Source organism: Tersicoccus solisilvae (genome assembly GCF_014643255.1).
Lineage (GTDB): Bacteria > Actinomycetota > Actinomycetes > Actinomycetales > Micrococcaceae > Tersicoccus > Tersicoccus solisilvae.
This window is the reverse complement of sequence record NZ_BMJI01000004.1, coordinates 96,296-114,156: the sequence shown is the minus strand read 5'-3', so window position 1 is coordinate 114,156 and position 17,861 is coordinate 96,296. Positions and strand designations below refer to the sequence as shown.

The window sequence follows — 17,861 nt, the reverse complement described above, 5'->3', positions numbered from 1 at the left end:
CGGTCCGGATCGGACCAGCACGGGTGGGCGGCACGACTGCAGGCCGCAGGTCGCCGTCGGGGGCGCAGTTCACGCCTGTTGGTCTGTGGAAGGATCCCTCTTGGTCGCCTCGAGCACCTCTGACAACGTAACCGCTAGCGGCGAAGCACCCCGCCTCTCCTTCGCCAAGATCCACGAACCGCTGGATGTTCCGAACCTCCTGTCCCTGCAGCTGGACAGCTTCGACTGGCTCGTCGGCAACGAGAAGTGGCGCAGCCGCGTCGAGCAGGCCCTGGAGTCGGGCGAGAAGGGCGTGCCGACCACCTCCGGTCTCTCCGACATCTTCGAGGAGATCTCCCCGATCGAGGACTTCCAGGGCACCATGTCCCTGTCCTTCTCGGAGCCGGAGTTCGCCGACCCGAAGTACACCATGGCCGAGTGCAAGGAGCGGGACGCGACCTACGCCGCGCCGCTCTACGTCAAGGCCGAGTTCATGAACAACGTCACCGGCGAGATCAAGCAGCAGACGGTGTTCATGGGCGACTTCCCGCTGATGACCGACAAGGGCACCTTCGTCATCAACGGCACCGAGCGCGTCGTCGTCTCCCAGCTGGTCCGCTCCCCGGGCGCCTACTTCGAGAAGACCGCGGACAAGACCAGTGACAAGGACATCTACACCGCGAAGATCATCCCGTCGCGCGGTGCCTGGTTCGAGCTCGAGATCGACAAGCGCGACCAGGTGGGCGTGCGCCTGGACCGCAAGCGCAAGCAGTCCGTGACGGTGCTGCTCAAGGCGATGGGCTGGTCCGAGAGCCGGATCCTCGAGGAGTTCGGCGAGTTCGACTCGATCCGCGCCACCCTGGAGAAGGACGGCACGCAGACCCGCGAAGAGGCGCTGCTGGACATCTACCGCAAGCTGCGCCCGGGCGAGCCGCCGACGGTCGAGGCCGCCCAGACGCTGCTGGACAACCTCTACTTCAACCCGAAGCGCTACGACCTGGCCAAGGTCGGCCGGTACAAGATCAACCGGAAGCTCGGCGTGGAGACCGCGCTGGACGATCCGAGCGCGTCCGTGCTGAACATCGACGACATCGTCGCGATGATCCGCTTCCTCGTCACGCTGCACGCCGGCCACGACACCATGCCCGGCACCCGGGACGGCGCCGAGCACGAGGTGCGCGTCGAGGTCGACGACATCGACCACTTCGGCAACCGTCGCATCCGCGCGGTCGGCGAGCTGATCGAGAACCAGCTCCGCACCGGCCTGTCCCGGATGGAGCGCGTCGTCCGCGAGCGGATGACCACGCAGGACGTCGAGGCCATCACGCCGCAGACCCTGATCAACATCCGCCCCGTCTCGGCAGCGATCAAGGAGTTCTTCGGAACCTCCCAGCTGAGCCAGTTCATGGATCAGAACAACCCGCTCGCGGGCCTGACCCACAAGCGGCGTCTCTCCGCGCTCGGCCCCGGCGGTCTCTCCCGCGACCGGGCCGGCATGGAGGTCCGTGACGTGCACCCGTCGCACTACGGCCGCATGTGCCCGATCGAGACCCCGGAAGGCCCGAACATCGGCCTGATCGGCTCGCTGGCCTCCTACGGCCGGATCAACTCCTTCGGCTTCATCGAGACCCCGTACCGCCGGGTCACCGACGCCCAGGTCACCGACGAGGTGGACTACCTGACCGCCGACGACGAGATCGAGGTCGTCATCGCGCAGGCGAACGCCCCGCTGACGGACGACGGGCACTTCGCCGAGGACACCGTGCTGGTCCGCCAGCGCGGTGGCGGTGGCGAGCCGGTGCTGATCCCCGCCGACGAGGTGGACTACATGGACGTCTCGCCGCGGCAGATGGTGTCCGTGGCGACCGCCCTGATCCCGTTCCTCGAGCACGACGACGCGAACCGCGCGCTGATGGGCGCGAACATGCAGCGTCAGGCCGTGCCGCTGCTCCGGTCCGAGGCCCCGCTCGTGGGCACCGGCATGGAGAAGCATGCCGCCGTCGACGCCGGTGACGTGGTCGTCGCGGCCAAGGCGGGCGTGGTCTCCGAGGTCTCCGCCGACCTGGTCACCGTGCTCGACGACGAGGGCACCCAGACCCGCTACCCGATCATGAAGTTCTCCCGGTCCAACCAGGGCAACTCCTACAACCAGCGGGTCGTGGTCTCCGAGGGCGACCGGGTCGAGCGCGGCGGCGTCATCGCCGACGGCCCGGCCACCGACGGCGGCGAGCTGGCGCTCGGCAAGAACCTGCTCGTGGCGTTCATGTCCTGGGAGGGCCTGAACTACGAGGACGCGATCATCCTGTCCCAGCGGATGGTCTCCGACGACGTGCTCTCCTCGATCCACATCGAGGAGCACGAGATCGACGCCCGCGACACCAAGCTCGGCGCCGAGGAGATCACCCGGGACATCCCGAACGTCTCCGAGGAGATCCTCTCCGCCCTCGACGAGCGCGGCATCATCCACATCGGTGCCGAGGTCGAGGCCGGCGACATCCTCGTCGGCAAGGTCACCCCGAAGGGCGAGACCGAGCTGACCCCGGAGGAGCGGCTGCTGCGCGCGATCTTCGGCGAGAAGTCCCGCGAGGTGCGCGACACGTCCCTGAAGGTGCCCCACGGCGAGTCCGGCACCGTCATCGGCGTGCGCGTCTTCGACCGCGACGACGACGACGAGCTGCCCCCGGGCGTGAACCAGCTGGTCCGCGTCTACGTGGCGCAGAAGCGCAAGATCACCGACGGCGACAAGCTGGCCGGCCGCCACGGCAACAAGGGCGTCATCTCCAAGATCCTGCCGATCGAGGACATGCCGTTCCTGGAGGACGGCACCCCCGTCGACGTGATCCTGAACCCGCTGGGCGTCCCGGGCCGCATGAACATCGGCCAGGTCCTGGAGATCCACCTGGGCTGGGCCGCGAAGCAGGGCTGGAAGATCGAGGGCGAGCCCGCGTGGGCGGCGAACCTGCCGCAGCTGCCGCGCGAGTCCGGGCCGACGAACGTCGCCACCCCGGTGTTCGACGGTGCGACCGAGGACGAGATCCAGGGCCTGCTGGACTCGACCAACGTCACCCGCGACGGCAATCGGCTGATCGAGCGCTCGGGCAAGGCCCGGCTGTTCGACGGTCGCTCCGGCGAGCCGTTCCCGGACCCGATCTCCGTGGGCTACATGTACATCCTCAAGCTCCACCACCTGGTGGACGACAAGATCCACGCCCGGTCCACCGGCCCGTACTCGATGATCACGCAGCAGCCGCTGGGTGGTAAGGCGCAGTTCGGTGGCCAGCGCTTCGGCGAGATGGAGGTGTGGGCCCTGGAGGCGTACGGCGCCGCCTACACGCTCCAGGAGCTGCTGACCATCAAGTCGGACGACATCCACGGCCGCGTGAAGGTGTACGAGGCCATCGTCAAGGGCGAGAACATCCCCGAGCCGGGGGTGCCCGAGTCGTTCAAGGTCCTGATCAAGGAGATGCAGTCGCTGTGCCTGAACGTGGAGGTCCTCTCCACCGACGGCACCACCATCGAGATGCGTGACTCGGACGAGGAAGTCTTCCGGGCCGCCGAGGAACTCGGCATCGACCTGTCCCGGGCCGAGCCCAGCTCCGTCGAGGAGGTCTGACCCGCTCCGCCCCCGTGCCCGGCCCTGAGTCGGGCACGGCGGGCGGGCGCCGTCAGTACCCCATTCGGTCAGACTTCAGACATTTGTCAATCAAGAGAGACAAGGACCAGATGTCCAGCGAATCCTCCTTCGGGCACATGCGTATCGGCCTCGCCACCGCGGAAGAAATCCGTGCGTGGTCCTACGGCGAGGTCAAGAAGCCCGAGACCATCAACTACCGCACCCTCAAGCCCGAGAAGGACGGCCTCTTCTGCGAGAAGATCTTCGGCCCCTCCCGGGACTGGGAGTGCTACTGCGGCAAGTACAAGCGCGTCCGCTTCAAGGGCATCATCTGTGAGCGCTGCGGCGTCGAGGTGACCCGGGCCAAGGTGCGGCGCGAGCGGATGGGCCACATCGAGCTGGCCGCTCCGGTCACCCACATCTGGTACTTCAAGGGCGTCCCGTCGCGCCTCGGGTACCTGCTGGATCTGGCGCCGAAGGACCTGGAGAAGGTCATCTACTTCGCCGCCTACATGATCACCAGCGTCGACGAGGAGGGCCGGCACGCCGACCTGCCGAACCTGCAGGCCGAGCACGACCTGGAGAAGAAGCAGCTCACGGACACCCGTGACTCCGACATCGCCACCATCGCCCGCGACCTCGAGGGCGAACTCGAGCGCCTCGAGGGCGAGGGTGCCAAGGCTGCGGACAAGAAGAAAGCCCGCGACTCCGCCGACCGGCAGATGGCCAGCGTGCGCAAGCGCGCCGACGCCGACATCGACCGGCTCGAGCAGGTCTGGGACCGGTTCAAGAACCTCAAGGTCTCCGACCTCGAGGGCGACGAGTCGCTGTACCGGCAGATGGTCGACAAGTTCGGCCTCTACTTCGAGGGCTCCATGGGTGCCGAGGCGATCAAGCAGCGCCTCATCGACTTCGACATGGAGGGCGAGGCCGAGTCCCTGCGCGACACCATCAAGAACGGCAAGGGCCAGCGCAAGACCCGCGCCCTGAAGCGGCTCAAGGTGGTCAACGCGTTCCTGACGACGACCAACTCGCCGCTGGGCATGGTCCTCGACGCGGTCCCGGTGATCCCGCCGGAGCTGCGCCCGATGGTCCAGCTCGACGGTGGCCGCTTCGCCACGTCCGACCTGAACGACCTGTACCGCCGGGTGATCAACCGGAACAACCGGCTCAAGCGCCTGCTCGACCTGGGTGCCCCGGAGATCATCGTCAACAACGAGAAGCGGATGCTGCAGGAGGCCGTCGACTCGCTGTTCGACAACGGCCGCCGTGGCCGTCCGGTCACCGGCCCGGGCAACCGGCCGCTGAAGTCGCTCTCGGACATGCTCAAGGGCAAGCAGGGCCGGTTCCGCCAGAACCTGCTCGGCAAGCGCGTCGACTACTCGGGTCGTTCGGTCATCGTCGTCGGCCCGCAGCTGAAGCTGCACCAGTGCGGCCTGCCCAAGCAGATGGCCCTGGAGCTGTTCAAGCCGTTCGTCATGAAGCGGCTCGTGGACCTGAACCACGCGCAGAACATCAAGAGCGCCAAGCGGATGGTCGAGCGCTACCGGCCGCAGGTGTGGGACGTGCTCGAGGAGATCATCACCGAGCACCCGGTGCTGCTCAACCGCGCCCCCACCCTGCACCGGCTCGGCATCCAGGCGTTCGAGCCGCAGCTGGTCGAGGGCAAGGCCATCCAGCTGCACCCGCTCGTGTGCGGTGCGTTCAACGCGGACTTCGACGGGGACCAGATGGCGGTGCACCTGCCGCTGAGCCCCGAGGCGCAGGCCGAGGCGCGCATCCTGATGCTGTCCTCGAACAACATCCTCAAGCCGTCCGACGGCCGTCCGGTGACCCTGCCCTCGCAGGACATGATCATCGGTCTGCACCACCTGACCACCAAGCGGGTCGGCTCGACGGGTGAGGGCCGCGTGTTCTCCACCCCGGCCGAGGCGATCATGGCGCACGACGCCGGCCAGCTGCACCTGAACTCCCAGGTGACCATCCGGCTGGACGACTTCGTGCCGGGCGCCGAGTGGGAGGCCCCGGAGGGCTGGGAGCCCGGTCAGCCGGCGATGGTGAAGACCTCGCTCGGCCAGGTCGTGTTCAACCAGACCCTGCCCGCGGACTACCCGTGGGTGGAGGCCGTGGCGGACAAGGGCCGGCTGTCGACCATCGTCAACGACCTGGCGGAGCGCTACCCGAAGGTCGTCGTCGCCCAGACGCTGGACAACCTCAAGGACGCCGGCTTCTACTGGGCCACCCGGTCCGGGGTGACCGTGGCGATCTCCGACGTCGCCGCGCCGCCGGAGAAGCCCGCCATCATGGAGGGCTACGAGGCGCAGGCCGCCAAGATCCAGGCGCAGTACGAGAAGGGTCTGGTCGACGACGACGAGCGTCGCCAGGAACTGATCGACCTGTGGAACCGGGCGACCAACGAGATCGCCGACGTCATGCGCAAGAACCTGACGGCGTCGAACACGATCAACCGGATGGTCTCCTCCGGTGCCCGTGGCAACTGGATGCAGGTGCGTCAGATCGCGGGCATCCGTGGTCTGGTGGCCAACCCGAAGGGTGAGATCATCCCGCGCCCGATCAAGTCCTCCTACCGTGAGGGCCTGTCCGTGCTCGAGTACTTCATCGCGACCCACGGTGCCCGCAAGGGCCTCGCGGACACCGCGCTGCGTACCGCGAACTCGGGGTACCTGACCCGTCGTCTGGTCGATGTGTCCCAGGACGTCATCGTCCGCGAGCAGGACTGCGGCACCGATCGTGGCCTCACGCTGCCGATCGCGACCGCGGACGCCAACGGCGAGCTGACCATGCACGAGCAGGTCGAGAACAGCGTCTACGCCCGCACCCTGGCCACCGACGTGGTCACCGCGGACGGCACGGTGCTGGCCCCGGCCGGCTCCGACGTCGGGGACGTGCTCATCGCGCAGCTGTTCGAGGCGGGCGTCACCGAGGTCAAGGTCCGCTCCGTGCTCACCTGTGAGTCGGCGGTCGGGACCTGCGCCAAGTGCTACGGCCGTTCGCTGGCCACCGGCAAGGTCGTCGACATCGGCGAGGCGGTCGGCATCATCGCCGCGCAGTCGATCGGCGAGCCCGGCACCCAGCTGACCATGCGGACCTTCCACACCGGTGGTGTCGCCTCCGCGGAGGACATCACCCAGGGTCTGCCCCGTATCCAGGAGCTGTTCGAGGCGCGCACCCCCAAGGGTGTCGCCCCGATCTCGGACAGCGCCGGCCGGGTCGCCCTGGAGGAGACGGAGCGGTCCCTGCGGATCGTCGTCACCCCGGACGACGGCAGCGAGGAGATCGCGTACCCCGTGCTGCGGCGTGCGCGGCTGCTCGTCGCCGACGGCGACCACGTCGAGGTCGGCCAGCAGCTGGTCTCGGGTGCGGTCGACCCGAAGCAGGTGCTGCGCATCATGGGCCCCCGCGAGGCGCAGAAGTTCCTCGTCGACGAGGTCCAGGGCGTGTACCGCAGCCAGGGCGTCGGCATCCACGACAAGCACGTGGAGGTCATCGTCCGGCAGATGCTGCGCCGGGTCACGGTCATCGAATCCGGTGACACGGACCTGCTGCCCGGCGAGCTCGCCGAGCGCAGCCGGTACGAGCAGGCCAGCCGGAAGGCCGTCGCCGAGGGCCTGGCCCCCGCACAGGGCCGCCCGGAGCTGATGGGCATCACCAAGGCCTCGCTGGCGACCGAGTCGTGGCTGTCCGCCGCGTCCTTCCAGGAGACCACCCGGGTGCTCACCCAGGCGGCCATGGAGGGCAAGAGCGACCCGCTGCTCGGCCTCAAGGAGAACGTCATCATCGGCAAGCTCATCCCCGCCGGGACCGGGCTGCCCGTGTACAACGACGTCTCCGTGGAGCCGACCGAGGAGGCGAAGGCCAACCTGTACACCGGCCCGAGCGCCTTCGGCGACTTCGACTACGCGGGCCTCGACGGTTCGGTGTCGCCGGAGTTCCACGCGATCTCGCTGGACGACTACGACATGGGCAGCGACTTCCGCTGATCCCCTGACGCGTCACTGAGACTGCCCCGTTCCCTTTCCTGGGAGCGGGGCCGTTTCTGTTTGCCCTTTTCCTTCTTCTTGGCTGGGTTGCGTGCGGCACGGGTCCGGGCACGGGGGACTGGATCTTCCTGCGCTCGCAGAGCTCGCTCGGTCGACACGTCCCCCTTCCGCCCGGACCCGCGCCTTCGGCACGTCGAGTCGATCTCGGGTGCGAGAAGGGTGAGCTGCTCGCGCAGGCGCGTCCGGTGGGTGCTCGGGACCGGGGTGGGAGCAGCGGGAAGAAGAAAGAGGGGGAGGGGCGCGGTGTCGGTGGGAGGATGGGCCGGTGGCCAATTCGCCCTCGGGGGATTCGATGATCGACCGGATCATCCGCATTCTCGGGGCCTTCACGAGTGAGCGGCCCGCGATGACGGTGGGGGCACTGGCGACGCGGGCCGGGATCCCCCTGGCCACCACCCACCGGATCGTGCGGGAGCTGGTCGACCAGCGGATGCTGGAGCGCGACGGCGCCGGGCGGGTCCGGCTCGGGATCCGGCTCTGGGAGCTGGCCAGCCGCGGCTCCTCCGTCACCACACTGCGCCAGGTGGCCATGCCCTTCCTCGAGGACGTGCAGTCCGTGGTCCGGCAGCACACCCAGCTGACCATCCTGCAGGACGGCGGGGACGTGCTCTTCGTCGAACGCCTCTCCTGGCACGGGTCCATCGCCAACGCCGCCCGGGTCGCCGGGCGTCTGCCCGCCCCTATCTCCTCCTCGGGGGTGGCCCTGCTCGCTTTCGGCGACCGTGCGCGGACTGAGCACTACCTGCGGTACGACTACGACCCGGGGGCACCCTGGGCCCGGATGAGTGTGGCCGAGCTGCGGCGGCTGCTCGCCCACGTGCGCCGGGAGGGCTACGCCCTGCTCGACAGCCACGTCGTCGACACCACCTCCGGCGTGGCCGTGCCCGTGCTCGGCCCGGACGGACTCGCGGTCGCCGCCCTCGGCGTCGTCGTCCCCGCGGGTCAGGAGCGCGTCGGCACCACCGTGCCCGTGCTCCAGACGGCCGCTCGCGGCATCGCCCGCCGCGCCGCCGACCTCGGCCTCTCATTCAATGAGAACGACCGGGACGCGGGCCGCGGTGCCGGTTGAGACTGGGATCACGCCCACGCCACGTGGGCCCTCCGAGCGCATCGCCCGGAGCGAGGCACAGGTCGAAGGAGACGAGCAGTGGCGCAACGGCGCGTGATCAGGACGCAGGTCGGCATCGTCGGGGCCGGCCCCGCCGGGCTCATGCTCTCCCACCTGCTGGCCCGGTCCGGCGTCGAGTCCGTCGTCGTCGAGGCCCGCACCCGTCCGGAGATCGAGACCACCATCCGTGCCGGCATCCTCGAGCACGGCAGCGTGCGGATGCTGCTGGACAACGAGGTCAGCGACCGGGTGCTCCGTGAGGGCTACGAGCACGAGGGCATCGAACTGCGCTTCAACGGCGAGGGCCACCGCATCGACTTCGCCGACCTCGTCGGCGAGTCCGTGTGGCTCTACCCCCAGACCGACGTGTTCATGGACCTCGCCGCCGCCCGGGAGCGCGACGGCGGCGACGTCCGGTACGGCGTGCGCGACACCCGGGTGGAGAACGTGGTCGACGCCCCGGCCATCGAGTTCACCGACGCCGACGGCGTCCAGTGGCGCATCGAGTGCGAGTACCTCGCCGGGACGGACGGGTCCCGCAGCATCTGCCGCCGGGAGCTGCCCGAGACCATGCGCCGCTCCTACTTCCGGGAATACCCGTTCGCCTGGTTCGGCATCCTCTGCGAGGCACCGCCCAGCTCCCCGGAGCTGATCTACGCCAACTCCCCGCACGGGTTCGCCCTGATCAGCCAGCGCACCGACACCGTGCAGCGGATGTACTTCCAGTGCGACAAGGACACCGACCCGCACCAGTGGTCGGAGGAGCAGATCTGGGCCGAGCTGCAGCGGCGCGTCGAGGGCAACGGCTTCGCGCTCAAGCAGGGCCCCGTCTTCGAGAAGACCGTCCTGCCGTTCCGCAGCTTCGTCTGCGAGCCGTTGCGGCACGGGCGCCTGCTGCTCGCCGGCGACGCCGGCCACACCGTGCCGCCGACCGGGGCCAAGGGTCTCAACCTCGCGCTGGCCGACGTCGCCGTCCTGCACCGGGCGCTGACCGACTACTTCGACACCGGCTCGACGACGGGGATCGACGCCTACAGCGACACCGCGCTGACCCGGGTGTGGAAGGCCCAGCACTTCTCCTACTGGATGACGTCGATGCTGCACGAGAACCCCGAGTCCAACGCGTTCGACCGCAAGCGGCAGCTGGGCGAACTGAGCTCCGTCGTGACGTCCCGCGCCGGCTCCACCTGGCTCGCCGAGGCCTACACGGGCTGGCCGGGCCGGTGACACCGACTCCGGGCGCCAGAGCGAGGCGTTCGCAGAGCGAACGCGGTATCGGCAGGCGAACACTGCTACCGTTGCGCATGTCACACCCCGGTACCGCCGCCGGGGGTCCGCCGTCCTCTGCCCCCGCCGTGCCCGCGCCGGCACCCTGACTCCCACCCGCCACCTTCGTGGGCGACCGGTCGGCCGCCCACCCGACTCCCCGAGGAGGGCCCATGGCCTCTGACGATCCCGAGACGTTCGACCACGTCACCCCGCTCTCGTCCGACGACGCCGCCGACACGCAGGCGGTCGTCAGCGCGGAGATCTCGGCGCTGGGGGAGGAATATCGCCGCGGCGGAACCGAGGAGACGCAGCCGCGGATCGACTACCGGCCCTACCGCAGCTCGATCCTGCGTCATCCCACGAAGGACCTGCACCACGCCGACCCGGAGACCATCGAGCTGTGGGCCCCCGCCTTCGGCCACCAGGACGTCCACGCGCTCGAGGCCGACCTGACCATCCAGCACAACGGGGACCCGATCGGCGAGCGGATGATCGTGACCGGCCGGGTGCTCGACGGCGCCGGCCGGCCGGTCCGCAACCAGCTCGTGGAGATCTGGCAGGCCAACTCGGCGGGCCGCTACATCCACAAGCGGGACCAGCACCCCGCCCCGATCGACCCGAACTTCACCGGCGTCGGCCGGTGCCTCACGGACGGCGACGGGAACTACCGGTTCACCACCATCAAGCCCGGCCCCTATCCGTGGAAGAACCACCACAACGCGTGGCGCCCCGCCCACATCCACTTCTCCCTGTTCGGCACGGACTTCACGCAGCGGATGATCACCCAGATGTACTTCCCCGGGGATCCCCTGTTCGACCTGGACCCGATCTACCAGTCCATCGTCGACCCGAAGGCGCGGGAGCGACTGGTGGCGACCTACGACCACGACATCACCGAGCACGAGTGGGCCACCGGCTACCGGTGGGACATCGTGCTCTCCGGCAGCAACCGCACCTGGATGGAGGAGGAGGACCAGTGAGCAATCCGAGCACCCGGGCCGAGGGCGACCTCGTCCCCACCCCCGGACAGACGATCGGCCCGTTCTACGGCTACGCCCTGCCCTACGAGAAGGGACCCGAGCTGGTCGGGGCGCACCATCCGCGGGCCGTCCGGTTGCACGGAACGGTGTACGACGGCGCCGGCGACCCCATCCCCGACGCCATGCTCGAGATCTGGCAGGCCGACGAGGACGGTGCCGTCTCCCAGGCCCCCGGATCGCTCCTGCGCGACGGGTACACCTTCACCGGCTTCGGGCGTGCGGCCGTGGACAACGCGGGGAACTACACGTTCACCACCGTGAACCCCGGCCCCACCGAGGAGGGCGCCGCCCCCTTCATCGCGATGACGGTGTTCGCCCGCGGTCTGCTCAACCGGCTGTTCACCCGGATCTACCTGCCCGAGGACACGGCGGCGCTGGACGCCGACCGGCTGCTCGCGTCCCTGCCGGCCGATCGGCGCGCCACCCTGGTGGCCGAGCGCGAGGCCGACGGCGCCCTGCGGTTCGACGTCCACCTGCAGGGTGAGGGGGAGACGGTGTTCCTCGCCTTCGACGGCATCGATCCGTGAGCGATTCGCTCCTCTTCGCCCCCGGCACCGCGGCGACCGCGGACGCCGTCGGGGACACCGCCTTCGCGCAGGCCATGCTCGACGTCGAGAGTGCCTGGGTCCGCGCCCAGGCGGACCTCGGCGTCGCCCCGGCGGCCGCGGCCGACGCCGTCGCCGCCGCGGCCGTCGTCGGCAGCCTCGATCTGACCGCGCTCGCGGCGGAGGCGGAGGGCGGAGCGAACGCCCTGATCCCGCTGCTGACCCAGCTCCGGCGCGCCGTCGGCGCCGTCGACGCGGACGCCGTCCGGTGGGTACACCGCGGTCTGACCAGCCAGGACGTCATCGACACGGCCCTCGTGCTGCTGCTCCGCCGTGCCGCCGCCAGCACGCTCGCCGACGCCGAGGCCGTGGCCGGGAACCTCCGGGACCTGGCCACGACCCACCGGGACACTCCGATGGTCGGCCGAACGCTGGCCCAGCACGCGGTGCCCTACACGTTCGGCCTGAAGGCCGCGACGTGGCTCCAGGGCGTCGACGTGGCCCTGGACGCGCTGCACGAGCGGGTGGCGCGGCTGCCGGTCCAGTGCGGGGGCGCGAGCGGCACGCTGGCCGCGGTGGGCACCCTCGTCGAGGGCACCGGCGTCGCACCGCTCGACCTCGTGGAGCGGTTCGCCGGCCGGCTCGGCCTGCCGGCCGCCGCCCCCTGGCACACCGCGCGGCTGCGCCTCGTCGAGGCGGCCGGGGCGTTCACGCTGCTCGCGGACGCGCTGGGCAAGATCGCCACCGACGTGGTCCTGCTCGGCCGGCCCGAGATCGCCGAGCTCGCCGAACCGGCCGCGCCGGGTCGCGGGGGCTCCTCCGCGATGCCGCAGAAGCGCAACCCGGTGCTCTCCGTGCTGATCCGCCGTACCGCCCTGACCGTCCCGCACCTGATGGCCCAGCTGCACCTGGCGGCCGCCCTGGCCGACGACGAGCGGCCCGACGGCGCCTGGCACACCGAGTGGCCGGCCCTGACCACGCTGCTGCGCCTGGTCCCCGCCGCGGCCGCGTCCGCGGCGGAGCTGACCGGGGGCCTCGTCGTGCACGAGGACCGGATGCTGGCCACGCTGCGCGATGCCGCGCCGGCCGTGCTCAGCGAGCGGATCACCGCCGTCGCCGCCCCCCTGCTCGCCGGCGTCCCCGGCGGCACCGCCGGCTCGGGCCCGTCCTCCCCCAAGGACCGGCTCACCGCCATGCTGGCCACCGCCGGGTCGGGGGAGGCCGGCACCGCGCGACTGCGAGCCGACCTGCGCGCGGCCGTGCCCGCCGCGTCGCTCGACGACGCCGGCCTCGACGACCTGCTCGACCCCACCCGCTACCTCGGTGCGGCCGGCGAACTCGTCGACGGCGTCGTCGCCGCGAGCGCCGCGGCCGCCCAGCACCGCGACACCCGCACACAGTGAAGGAGCACCCGTGACCGTTCCCCGGCTCACCGCCGTCGACTTCCGCCGCCCCGCCGTCGAGGGACGCACCCGCCCGCTCGTCGTGCTCGGCCCCTCGCTCGGCACGGCCGCGCAGCCCCTGTGGCAGCGCACCGCGGACCGCCTGGCGGACGACCTGGACCTGATCGCCTGGGACCTGCCCGGGCACGGCACGTCCGCCCCGCACGTCGAGCCGCTCACCATCGCCGAGCTCGCCGCCGGCGTCCTGGAGCTGATGGACCGCACCCTGCCGGCGACCGGGAACGGCGCCGCGCCCGTCGGCTACGCGGGCGTCTCCGTCGGCGGCGCCACCGGGCTGCAGCTGCTCCTGGCTGCCCCGGACCGGTTCAGCGCGGCCGCGATCATCTGCTCCGGGGCGAAGATCGGGGACCCCGCCGCCTGGCGCGAGCGGGCCGAGACGGTGCGCGCCTCGGGCACGCCGGTGATGGTGACCGGCTCCGCGCAGCGCTGGTTCGCGCCCGGCTTCCTGGCCCGTGAGGCGCCGACGGCCACCGCCCTGCTCAGTTCCCTGCAGCACGCCGACCGGTTCAGCTACGCCCGCGTGTGCGAGGTGCTGGCCGGCTTCGACGTCCGCGACCGGCTCGGCGAGATCGCCGTGCCCGTGCTCGCGGTGGCCGGTGCGGCCGACGAGGTCGCCCCGATCGGGCTGGCCCGCGAGATCGCCGACCACGTGCGTGACGGCCGCGCCGTCGAGCTGCCCGGCGTCGCCCACCTGGCCCCCGCCGAGGACCCCGACGCGACCGCGGCGTTGCTCCGCGACCTCTTCCTCGGCCCGGCGCCCGCCGGCGCCGGGCAGCACGCCACCGCGGCAGGAGCGGACGATGAGTGAGCCCACGCCCGACGACCGCACCCAGCGCGAGGTGTACGACGCCGGCATGGCGGTGCGGCGGCAGGTGCTCGGCGACGCGCACGTCGACCGGGCCAACGCCCGGGTCGACGACTTCACCGCCGACTTCCAGGACCTGATCACCCGGTTCGCGTGGGGCACCATCTGGACCCGGCCGGGACTCGACCGGCGCAGCCGGTCCATGATCACGCTCACCGCCATGATCGCCGGCGGTCACACGGAGGAGCTCGCCATGCACGTGCGGGCGGCGCTCACCAACGGGCTGACCCGGGACGAGATCAAGGAGGTGCTGCTGCAGAGCGCGATCTACTGCAGCGTCCCCTCCGCCAACACGGCCTTCGCCGTCGCCCAGCGCGTGTTCGCCGACCTTGACCGGGACGAACCGCCCGCCTAGGGTGTGTTCATATAACGCACACTTGTTCGTCTAGCGAACACCCGGTCGCCGTGGCGGCCGCGGGAACGGAGACCCATGTCCCAGGCCTATATCTACGACGCCGTGCGCACCCCGTTCGGTCGGTTCGGCGGGGCGCTGGCCTCCGTCCGTCCGGACGACCTCGCCGCCGTCGTCGTCGGCGCCGTGCTCGAGCGGACCCCGGGTCTGGCCGGGGAGGCGATCGAGGAGGTCATCCTCGGCAACGCGAACGGCGCCGGCGAGGAGAACCGCAACGTCGCGCGGATGGCCGTGCTGCTGGCCGGTCTGCCGGTGTCCGTGCCCGGTACGACCGTGAACCGGCTGTGCGGCTCGAGCCTGGACGCCGCGATGATCGCCTCCCGGCAGATCGAGACCGGCGACGCGGACCTCGTCCTCACCGGCGGCGTGGAGTCGATGAGCCGGGCGCCCTGGGTGCTGCCCAAGACGGAGAAGCCGTACCCGGCCGGCGACCTGTCGCTGGCGTCCACCACCCTGGGCTGGCGCCTGGTCAACCGGAACATGCCCCAGGAGTGGACCGTCTCGCTCGGGGAGGCCAACGAGCAGCTGCGCGAGAAGCACGACGTCAGCCGTGCCCGTCAGGACGAGTTCGCGCACCGGTCCCACCAGCTCGCCGACGCGGCCTGGTCGGAGGGCTTCTACGCCGACCTGACGGTGCCCGTGCCGGGTACCGACCTCGCCCGCGACGAGTCGATCCGTGCTGCCAGCACCGTGGAGCAGCTCGGCGGGCTGCGCACCGTGTTCCGGCCGGACGGCACCATCACCGCCGGCAACGCCTCCCCCCTGAACGACGGCGCGTCCGCCGTCCTGCTCGGCAGCGAGGCGGCCGGCGAGCGGATCGGGGCCCGCCCACGTGCCCGGATCATCGGCCGCGGTACGCACGCTCTGGACCCGCGCGACTTCGGCTTCGCCCCCGTCGAGGCCGCCAACCGGGCGCTCGCCCGCGCCGGGATCGGCTGGTCCGACGTCGGCGCCGTCGAACTGAACGAGGCGTTCGCCGTCCAGTCGGTCGCGTGCGTCCAGGCGTGGGGGATCGACGAGGACATCGTCAACGCCCGGGGCGGCGCCATCGCCATCGGCCACCCCCTCGGCGCGTCCGGCGGCCGCATCCTCGGCACCCTGACCGCCCGCCTGCAGGAGACGGGCCGGCGCTACGGCGTGGCCGCCATCTGCATCGGCGTCGGTCAGGGCCTCGCCGTCGTCGTCGAGAACGTCACGGCATGAGCACCCGCGGCCGCCAGGCCGTGCCCCCGAATCCCCGGCAGAAGGAGCCCACCCCGTGCTGACCATCGCAGCGGACGCCGACGAGGCCGTCGCCCCGATCAAGGACGGCGACACCGTGCTGATCGGCGGTTTCGGCACCGCCGGCCAGCCCATGGAGCTGATCGACGCCGTCCGGCGCACCGGGGTCAAGGACCTCACCGTGGTGAACAACAACGCCGGCAACGGGGAGCAGGGCCTCGCCGCGCTCCTGGCCGCCGGGCAGGTGCGCAAGATCATCTGCTCCTTCCCACGGCAGTCCGACTCGCAGATCTTCGACGGCCTGTACCGGGCGGGGAAGATCGAGCTCGAACTGGTGCCGCAGGGCAACCTGGCGGAGCGGATCCGTGCGGCCGGGGCCGGCATCGGCGCGTTCTTCACCCCCACGGGTGCCGGCACCCCGCTGGCCGAGGGCAAGGAGACCCGCGAGATCGACGGCCGGGTGCAGGTGCTCGAGTACCCGATCGCCGGGGACATCGCCCTGGTCAAGGCGCTCACGGCCGACAAGCGCGGCAACCTGGTCTACCGCAAGACCGCCCGCAACTTCGGCCCGATCATGGCCGCCGCCGCCGCGACGTCCGTGGTCCAGGTGAGCGAGCTGGTCGAGATCGGCCGGCTCGACCCGGAGGTCATCGTGACCCCGGGCATCTACGTCGACCGGGTCGTGCGCATCACCCCCACGGCACCGGCCGGCACCGAGGCACCCAGCACGGGAGAGGGACAGTGATGACCACGACCAGCGCGGACGTGACCCACGACGAGCCGCTGAGCCGGGACGAGATGGCGGCGGTCGTCGCGGCGGACATCCCGCAGGGCGCCTACGTCAACCTCGGCATCGGCCAGCCCACGAAGGTGGCCGACCACCTCGGCGACGACTCGGGCGTCTTCCTGCACACCGAGAACGGCATGCTCGGCATGGGCCCGGCGGCGCAGGGCGACGAGATCGACCCCGACCTCATCAACGCCGGCAAGATCCCCGTGACCGAACTGCCGGGCGCCTCCTACTTCCACCACGCCGACTCCTTCGCGATGATGCGCGGGGGCCACCTGGACGTCTGCGTGCTCGGAGCGTTCCAGGTCTCCGCCACCGGAGACCTGGCCAACTGGCACACCGGCGCCCCGGACGCCATCCCCGCCGTCGGCGGTGCCATGGACCTGGCCACCGGTGCCAGGGACGTCTTCGTCATGATGAACCTGCGCACCCGGGACGGGGCCAGCAAACTGGTCGAGGCGTGCAGCTACCCGCTCACCGGCGTCGGCTGCGTCAGCCGGGTCTACACCGAGTACGCGGTGTTCCTGATCACGGCCGACGGCGTGCGGGTCCGGGAGACCTTCGGCGCGAGCTTTGCCGACGTGGAACGGATGGTCGGCTTCGATCTGATCGACGGAACGGCCGGCCGATGACCCCCGACCGGGAGGGCGTCGCCGCGGCGAGCGCTCCCGGCGACCAGTTCGTCCAGTCGCTGGCGCGGGGACTGGAGGTGATCCGGGCGTTCGACGCCGCGCACGCCGAACTCTCCCTCTCCGACGTGGCCCGGCGCACCGGCCTGACCCGCGCCACGGCCCGGCGGTTCCTGCTCACCCTCGTCGAGCTGGGCTACGTCCGCACGGACGGCCGGCTGTTCCGGCTCACCCCGCAGGTCCTCCGCCTCGGGTACGCGTACCTGTCGTCGATGGGGCTGACCGACATCGCCCAACCGCACCTCGAGGCCCTGTCCGCCCGGTTGGGGGAGTCGACGTCCGCCTCCGTGCTCGACGGCGCGGAGATCGTCTACGTCGCCCGCGTCGCGACCCGGCGGCTGATGATGGTCGGCATCAGCGTGGGCACGCGGTTCCCGGCGTATGCGACGTCGATGGGGCGGGTGCTGCTCGCCGCGCAGCCGGCGGCGGAGGCCGCGGACCTGCTCGACCGGTTCCCGCCCACCGCCCTGACCTCCCGCACCCTCACCGATCGCACCGCGCTGCTGCGGGAGATCGACCGGGTCCGAGCGCAGGGGTACGCCGTCGTGGACCAGGAACTGGAGGCGGGGCTGCGATCCGCCGCCGCCCCCGTGCACGGGGCGTCCGGTGAGGTGGTGGCCGCCGTGAACGTCTCGATGTCCGCCCTGCACAGCCCCTCCCCGGAGCCGGGAGCCGCCGTCCTGGAGGGGCTGCTGGCCACCGCCGCCGCCATCTCGGCGGACCTGCGCTCACCCGGTGCGGGGGTGCGGATCGCGGCGCCGTGACCCCGCCGGCGTCCCCCGCGGTCCAGGCCCCACCCAGTCGGC

13 protein-coding genes are annotated in these 17,861 nt (G+C 71.1%); all 13 read left to right on the top strand.

Annotated features, from left to right (window positions below; genetic code table 11):
• Positions 1 to 100: 100 nt before the first annotated feature.
• Positions 101 to 3,592 (top strand): DNA-directed RNA polymerase subunit beta, encoded by a 3,492-nt coding sequence (rpoB, locus tag IEX22_RS05730; RefSeq protein WP_188667314.1) that lies wholly within the window; start codon positions 101 to 103, stop codon positions 3,590 to 3,592.
• Between the two features lie 110 nt (positions 3,593 to 3,702).
• Positions 3,703 to 7,593: a DNA-directed RNA polymerase subunit beta' gene (locus tag IEX22_RS05725; RefSeq protein ID WP_188667313.1), complete on the top strand. Its 3,891-nt coding sequence runs from the start codon at positions 3,703 to 3,705 to the stop codon at positions 7,591 to 7,593.
• A gap of 325 nt (positions 7,594 to 7,918) precedes the next feature.
• Positions 7,919 to 8,722, top strand: coding sequence for an IclR family transcriptional regulator (locus IEX22_RS05720; RefSeq protein WP_188667312.1), 804 nt, complete (start codon positions 7,919 to 7,921; stop codon positions 8,720 to 8,722).
• Positions 8,723 to 8,800: 78 nt separating this feature from the next.
• Complete coding sequence (locus IEX22_RS05715) at positions 8,801 to 9,988, top strand: 4-hydroxybenzoate 3-monooxygenase (RefSeq protein ID WP_188667311.1); 1,188 nt, start codon at positions 8,801 to 8,803, stop codon at positions 9,986 to 9,988.
• Between the two features lie 212 nt (positions 9,989 to 10,200).
• On the top strand, positions 10,201 to 11,010 hold the full coding sequence (gene pcaH / locus IEX22_RS05710) for a protocatechuate 3,4-dioxygenase subunit beta (protein ID WP_188667310.1): 810 nt from the start codon (positions 10,201 to 10,203) through the stop codon (positions 11,008 to 11,010).
• Positions 11,007 to 11,597: a protocatechuate 3,4-dioxygenase subunit alpha gene (gene pcaG / locus IEX22_RS05705; RefSeq protein ID WP_188667309.1), complete on the top strand. Its 591-nt coding sequence runs from the start codon at positions 11,007 to 11,009 to the stop codon at positions 11,595 to 11,597. Before pcaH ends, pcaG begins: the two co-directional genes overlap by 4 nt.
• Positions 11,594 to 13,018 carry a lyase family protein gene (locus IEX22_RS05700; protein ID WP_188667306.1) on the top strand — a complete coding sequence of 475 codons (1,425 nt, stop codon included), beginning with the start codon at positions 11,594 to 11,596 and terminating at the stop codon, positions 13,016 to 13,018. Before pcaG ends, IEX22_RS05700 begins: the two co-directional genes overlap by 4 nt.
• A gap of 10 nt (positions 13,019 to 13,028) precedes the next feature.
• Positions 13,029 to 13,886, top strand: a complete 858-nt coding sequence (locus IEX22_RS05695; protein ID WP_188667304.1) for an alpha/beta fold hydrolase — start codon at positions 13,029 to 13,031, stop codon at positions 13,884 to 13,886.
• Positions 13,879 to 14,298 (top strand): 4-carboxymuconolactone decarboxylase, encoded by a 420-nt coding sequence (gene pcaC, locus IEX22_RS05690; protein WP_188667302.1) that lies wholly within the window; start codon positions 13,879 to 13,881, stop codon positions 14,296 to 14,298. Before IEX22_RS05695 ends, pcaC begins: the two co-directional genes overlap by 8 nt.
• A 75-nt stretch (positions 14,299 to 14,373) precedes the next feature.
• Positions 14,374 to 15,558 carry a thiolase family protein gene (locus tag IEX22_RS05685; protein ID WP_188667300.1) on the top strand — a complete coding sequence of 395 codons (1,185 nt, stop codon included), beginning with the start codon at positions 14,374 to 14,376 and terminating at the stop codon, positions 15,556 to 15,558.
• A 55-nt stretch (positions 15,559 to 15,613) separates the two neighbouring features.
• The gene (locus IEX22_RS05680) at positions 15,614 to 16,321 is read left to right on the top strand and encodes a 3-oxoacid CoA-transferase subunit A (protein WP_188667298.1); all 708 of its coding nucleotides are present in this window, start codon (positions 15,614 to 15,616) and stop codon (positions 16,319 to 16,321) included.
• Complete coding sequence (locus IEX22_RS05675; RefSeq protein ID WP_188667296.1) at positions 16,321 to 16,998, top strand: 3-oxoacid CoA-transferase subunit B; 678 nt, start codon at positions 16,321 to 16,323, stop codon at positions 16,996 to 16,998. Before IEX22_RS05680 ends, IEX22_RS05675 begins: the two co-directional genes overlap by 1 nt.
• On the top strand, positions 16,995 to 17,819 hold the full coding sequence (locus IEX22_RS05670) for an IclR family transcriptional regulator domain-containing protein (RefSeq protein WP_188667293.1): 825 nt from the start codon (positions 16,995 to 16,997) through the stop codon (positions 17,817 to 17,819). Before IEX22_RS05675 ends, IEX22_RS05670 begins: the two co-directional genes overlap by 4 nt.
• Positions 17,820 to 17,861 lie beyond the last annotated feature (42 nt).

What these genes read in the sequence shown, in the direction of transcription:
- IEX22_RS05675 (WP_188667296.1), top strand. Translation starts at nt 16,321, where the DNA reads ATGACCACGACCAGCGCGGACGTGACCCACGACGAGCCGCTGAGCCGG.
- IEX22_RS05685 (WP_188667300.1), top strand. Translation starts at nt 14,374, where the DNA reads ATGTCCCAGGCCTATATCTACGACGCCGTGCGCACCCCGTTCGGTCGG.
- IEX22_RS05725 (WP_188667313.1), top strand. Translation starts at nt 3,703, where the DNA reads ATGTCCAGCGAATCCTCCTTCGGGCACATGCGTATCGGCCTCGCCACC.
- IEX22_RS05670 (WP_188667293.1), top strand. Translation starts at nt 16,995, where the DNA reads ATGACCCCCGACCGGGAGGGCGTCGCCGCGGCGAGCGCTCCCGGCGAC.
- pcaH (WP_188667310.1), top strand. Translation starts at nt 10,201, where the DNA reads ATGGCCTCTGACGATCCCGAGACGTTCGACCACGTCACCCCGCTCTCG.
- pcaC (WP_188667302.1), top strand. Translation starts at nt 13,879, where the DNA reads ATGAGTGAGCCCACGCCCGACGACCGCACCCAGCGCGAGGTGTACGAC.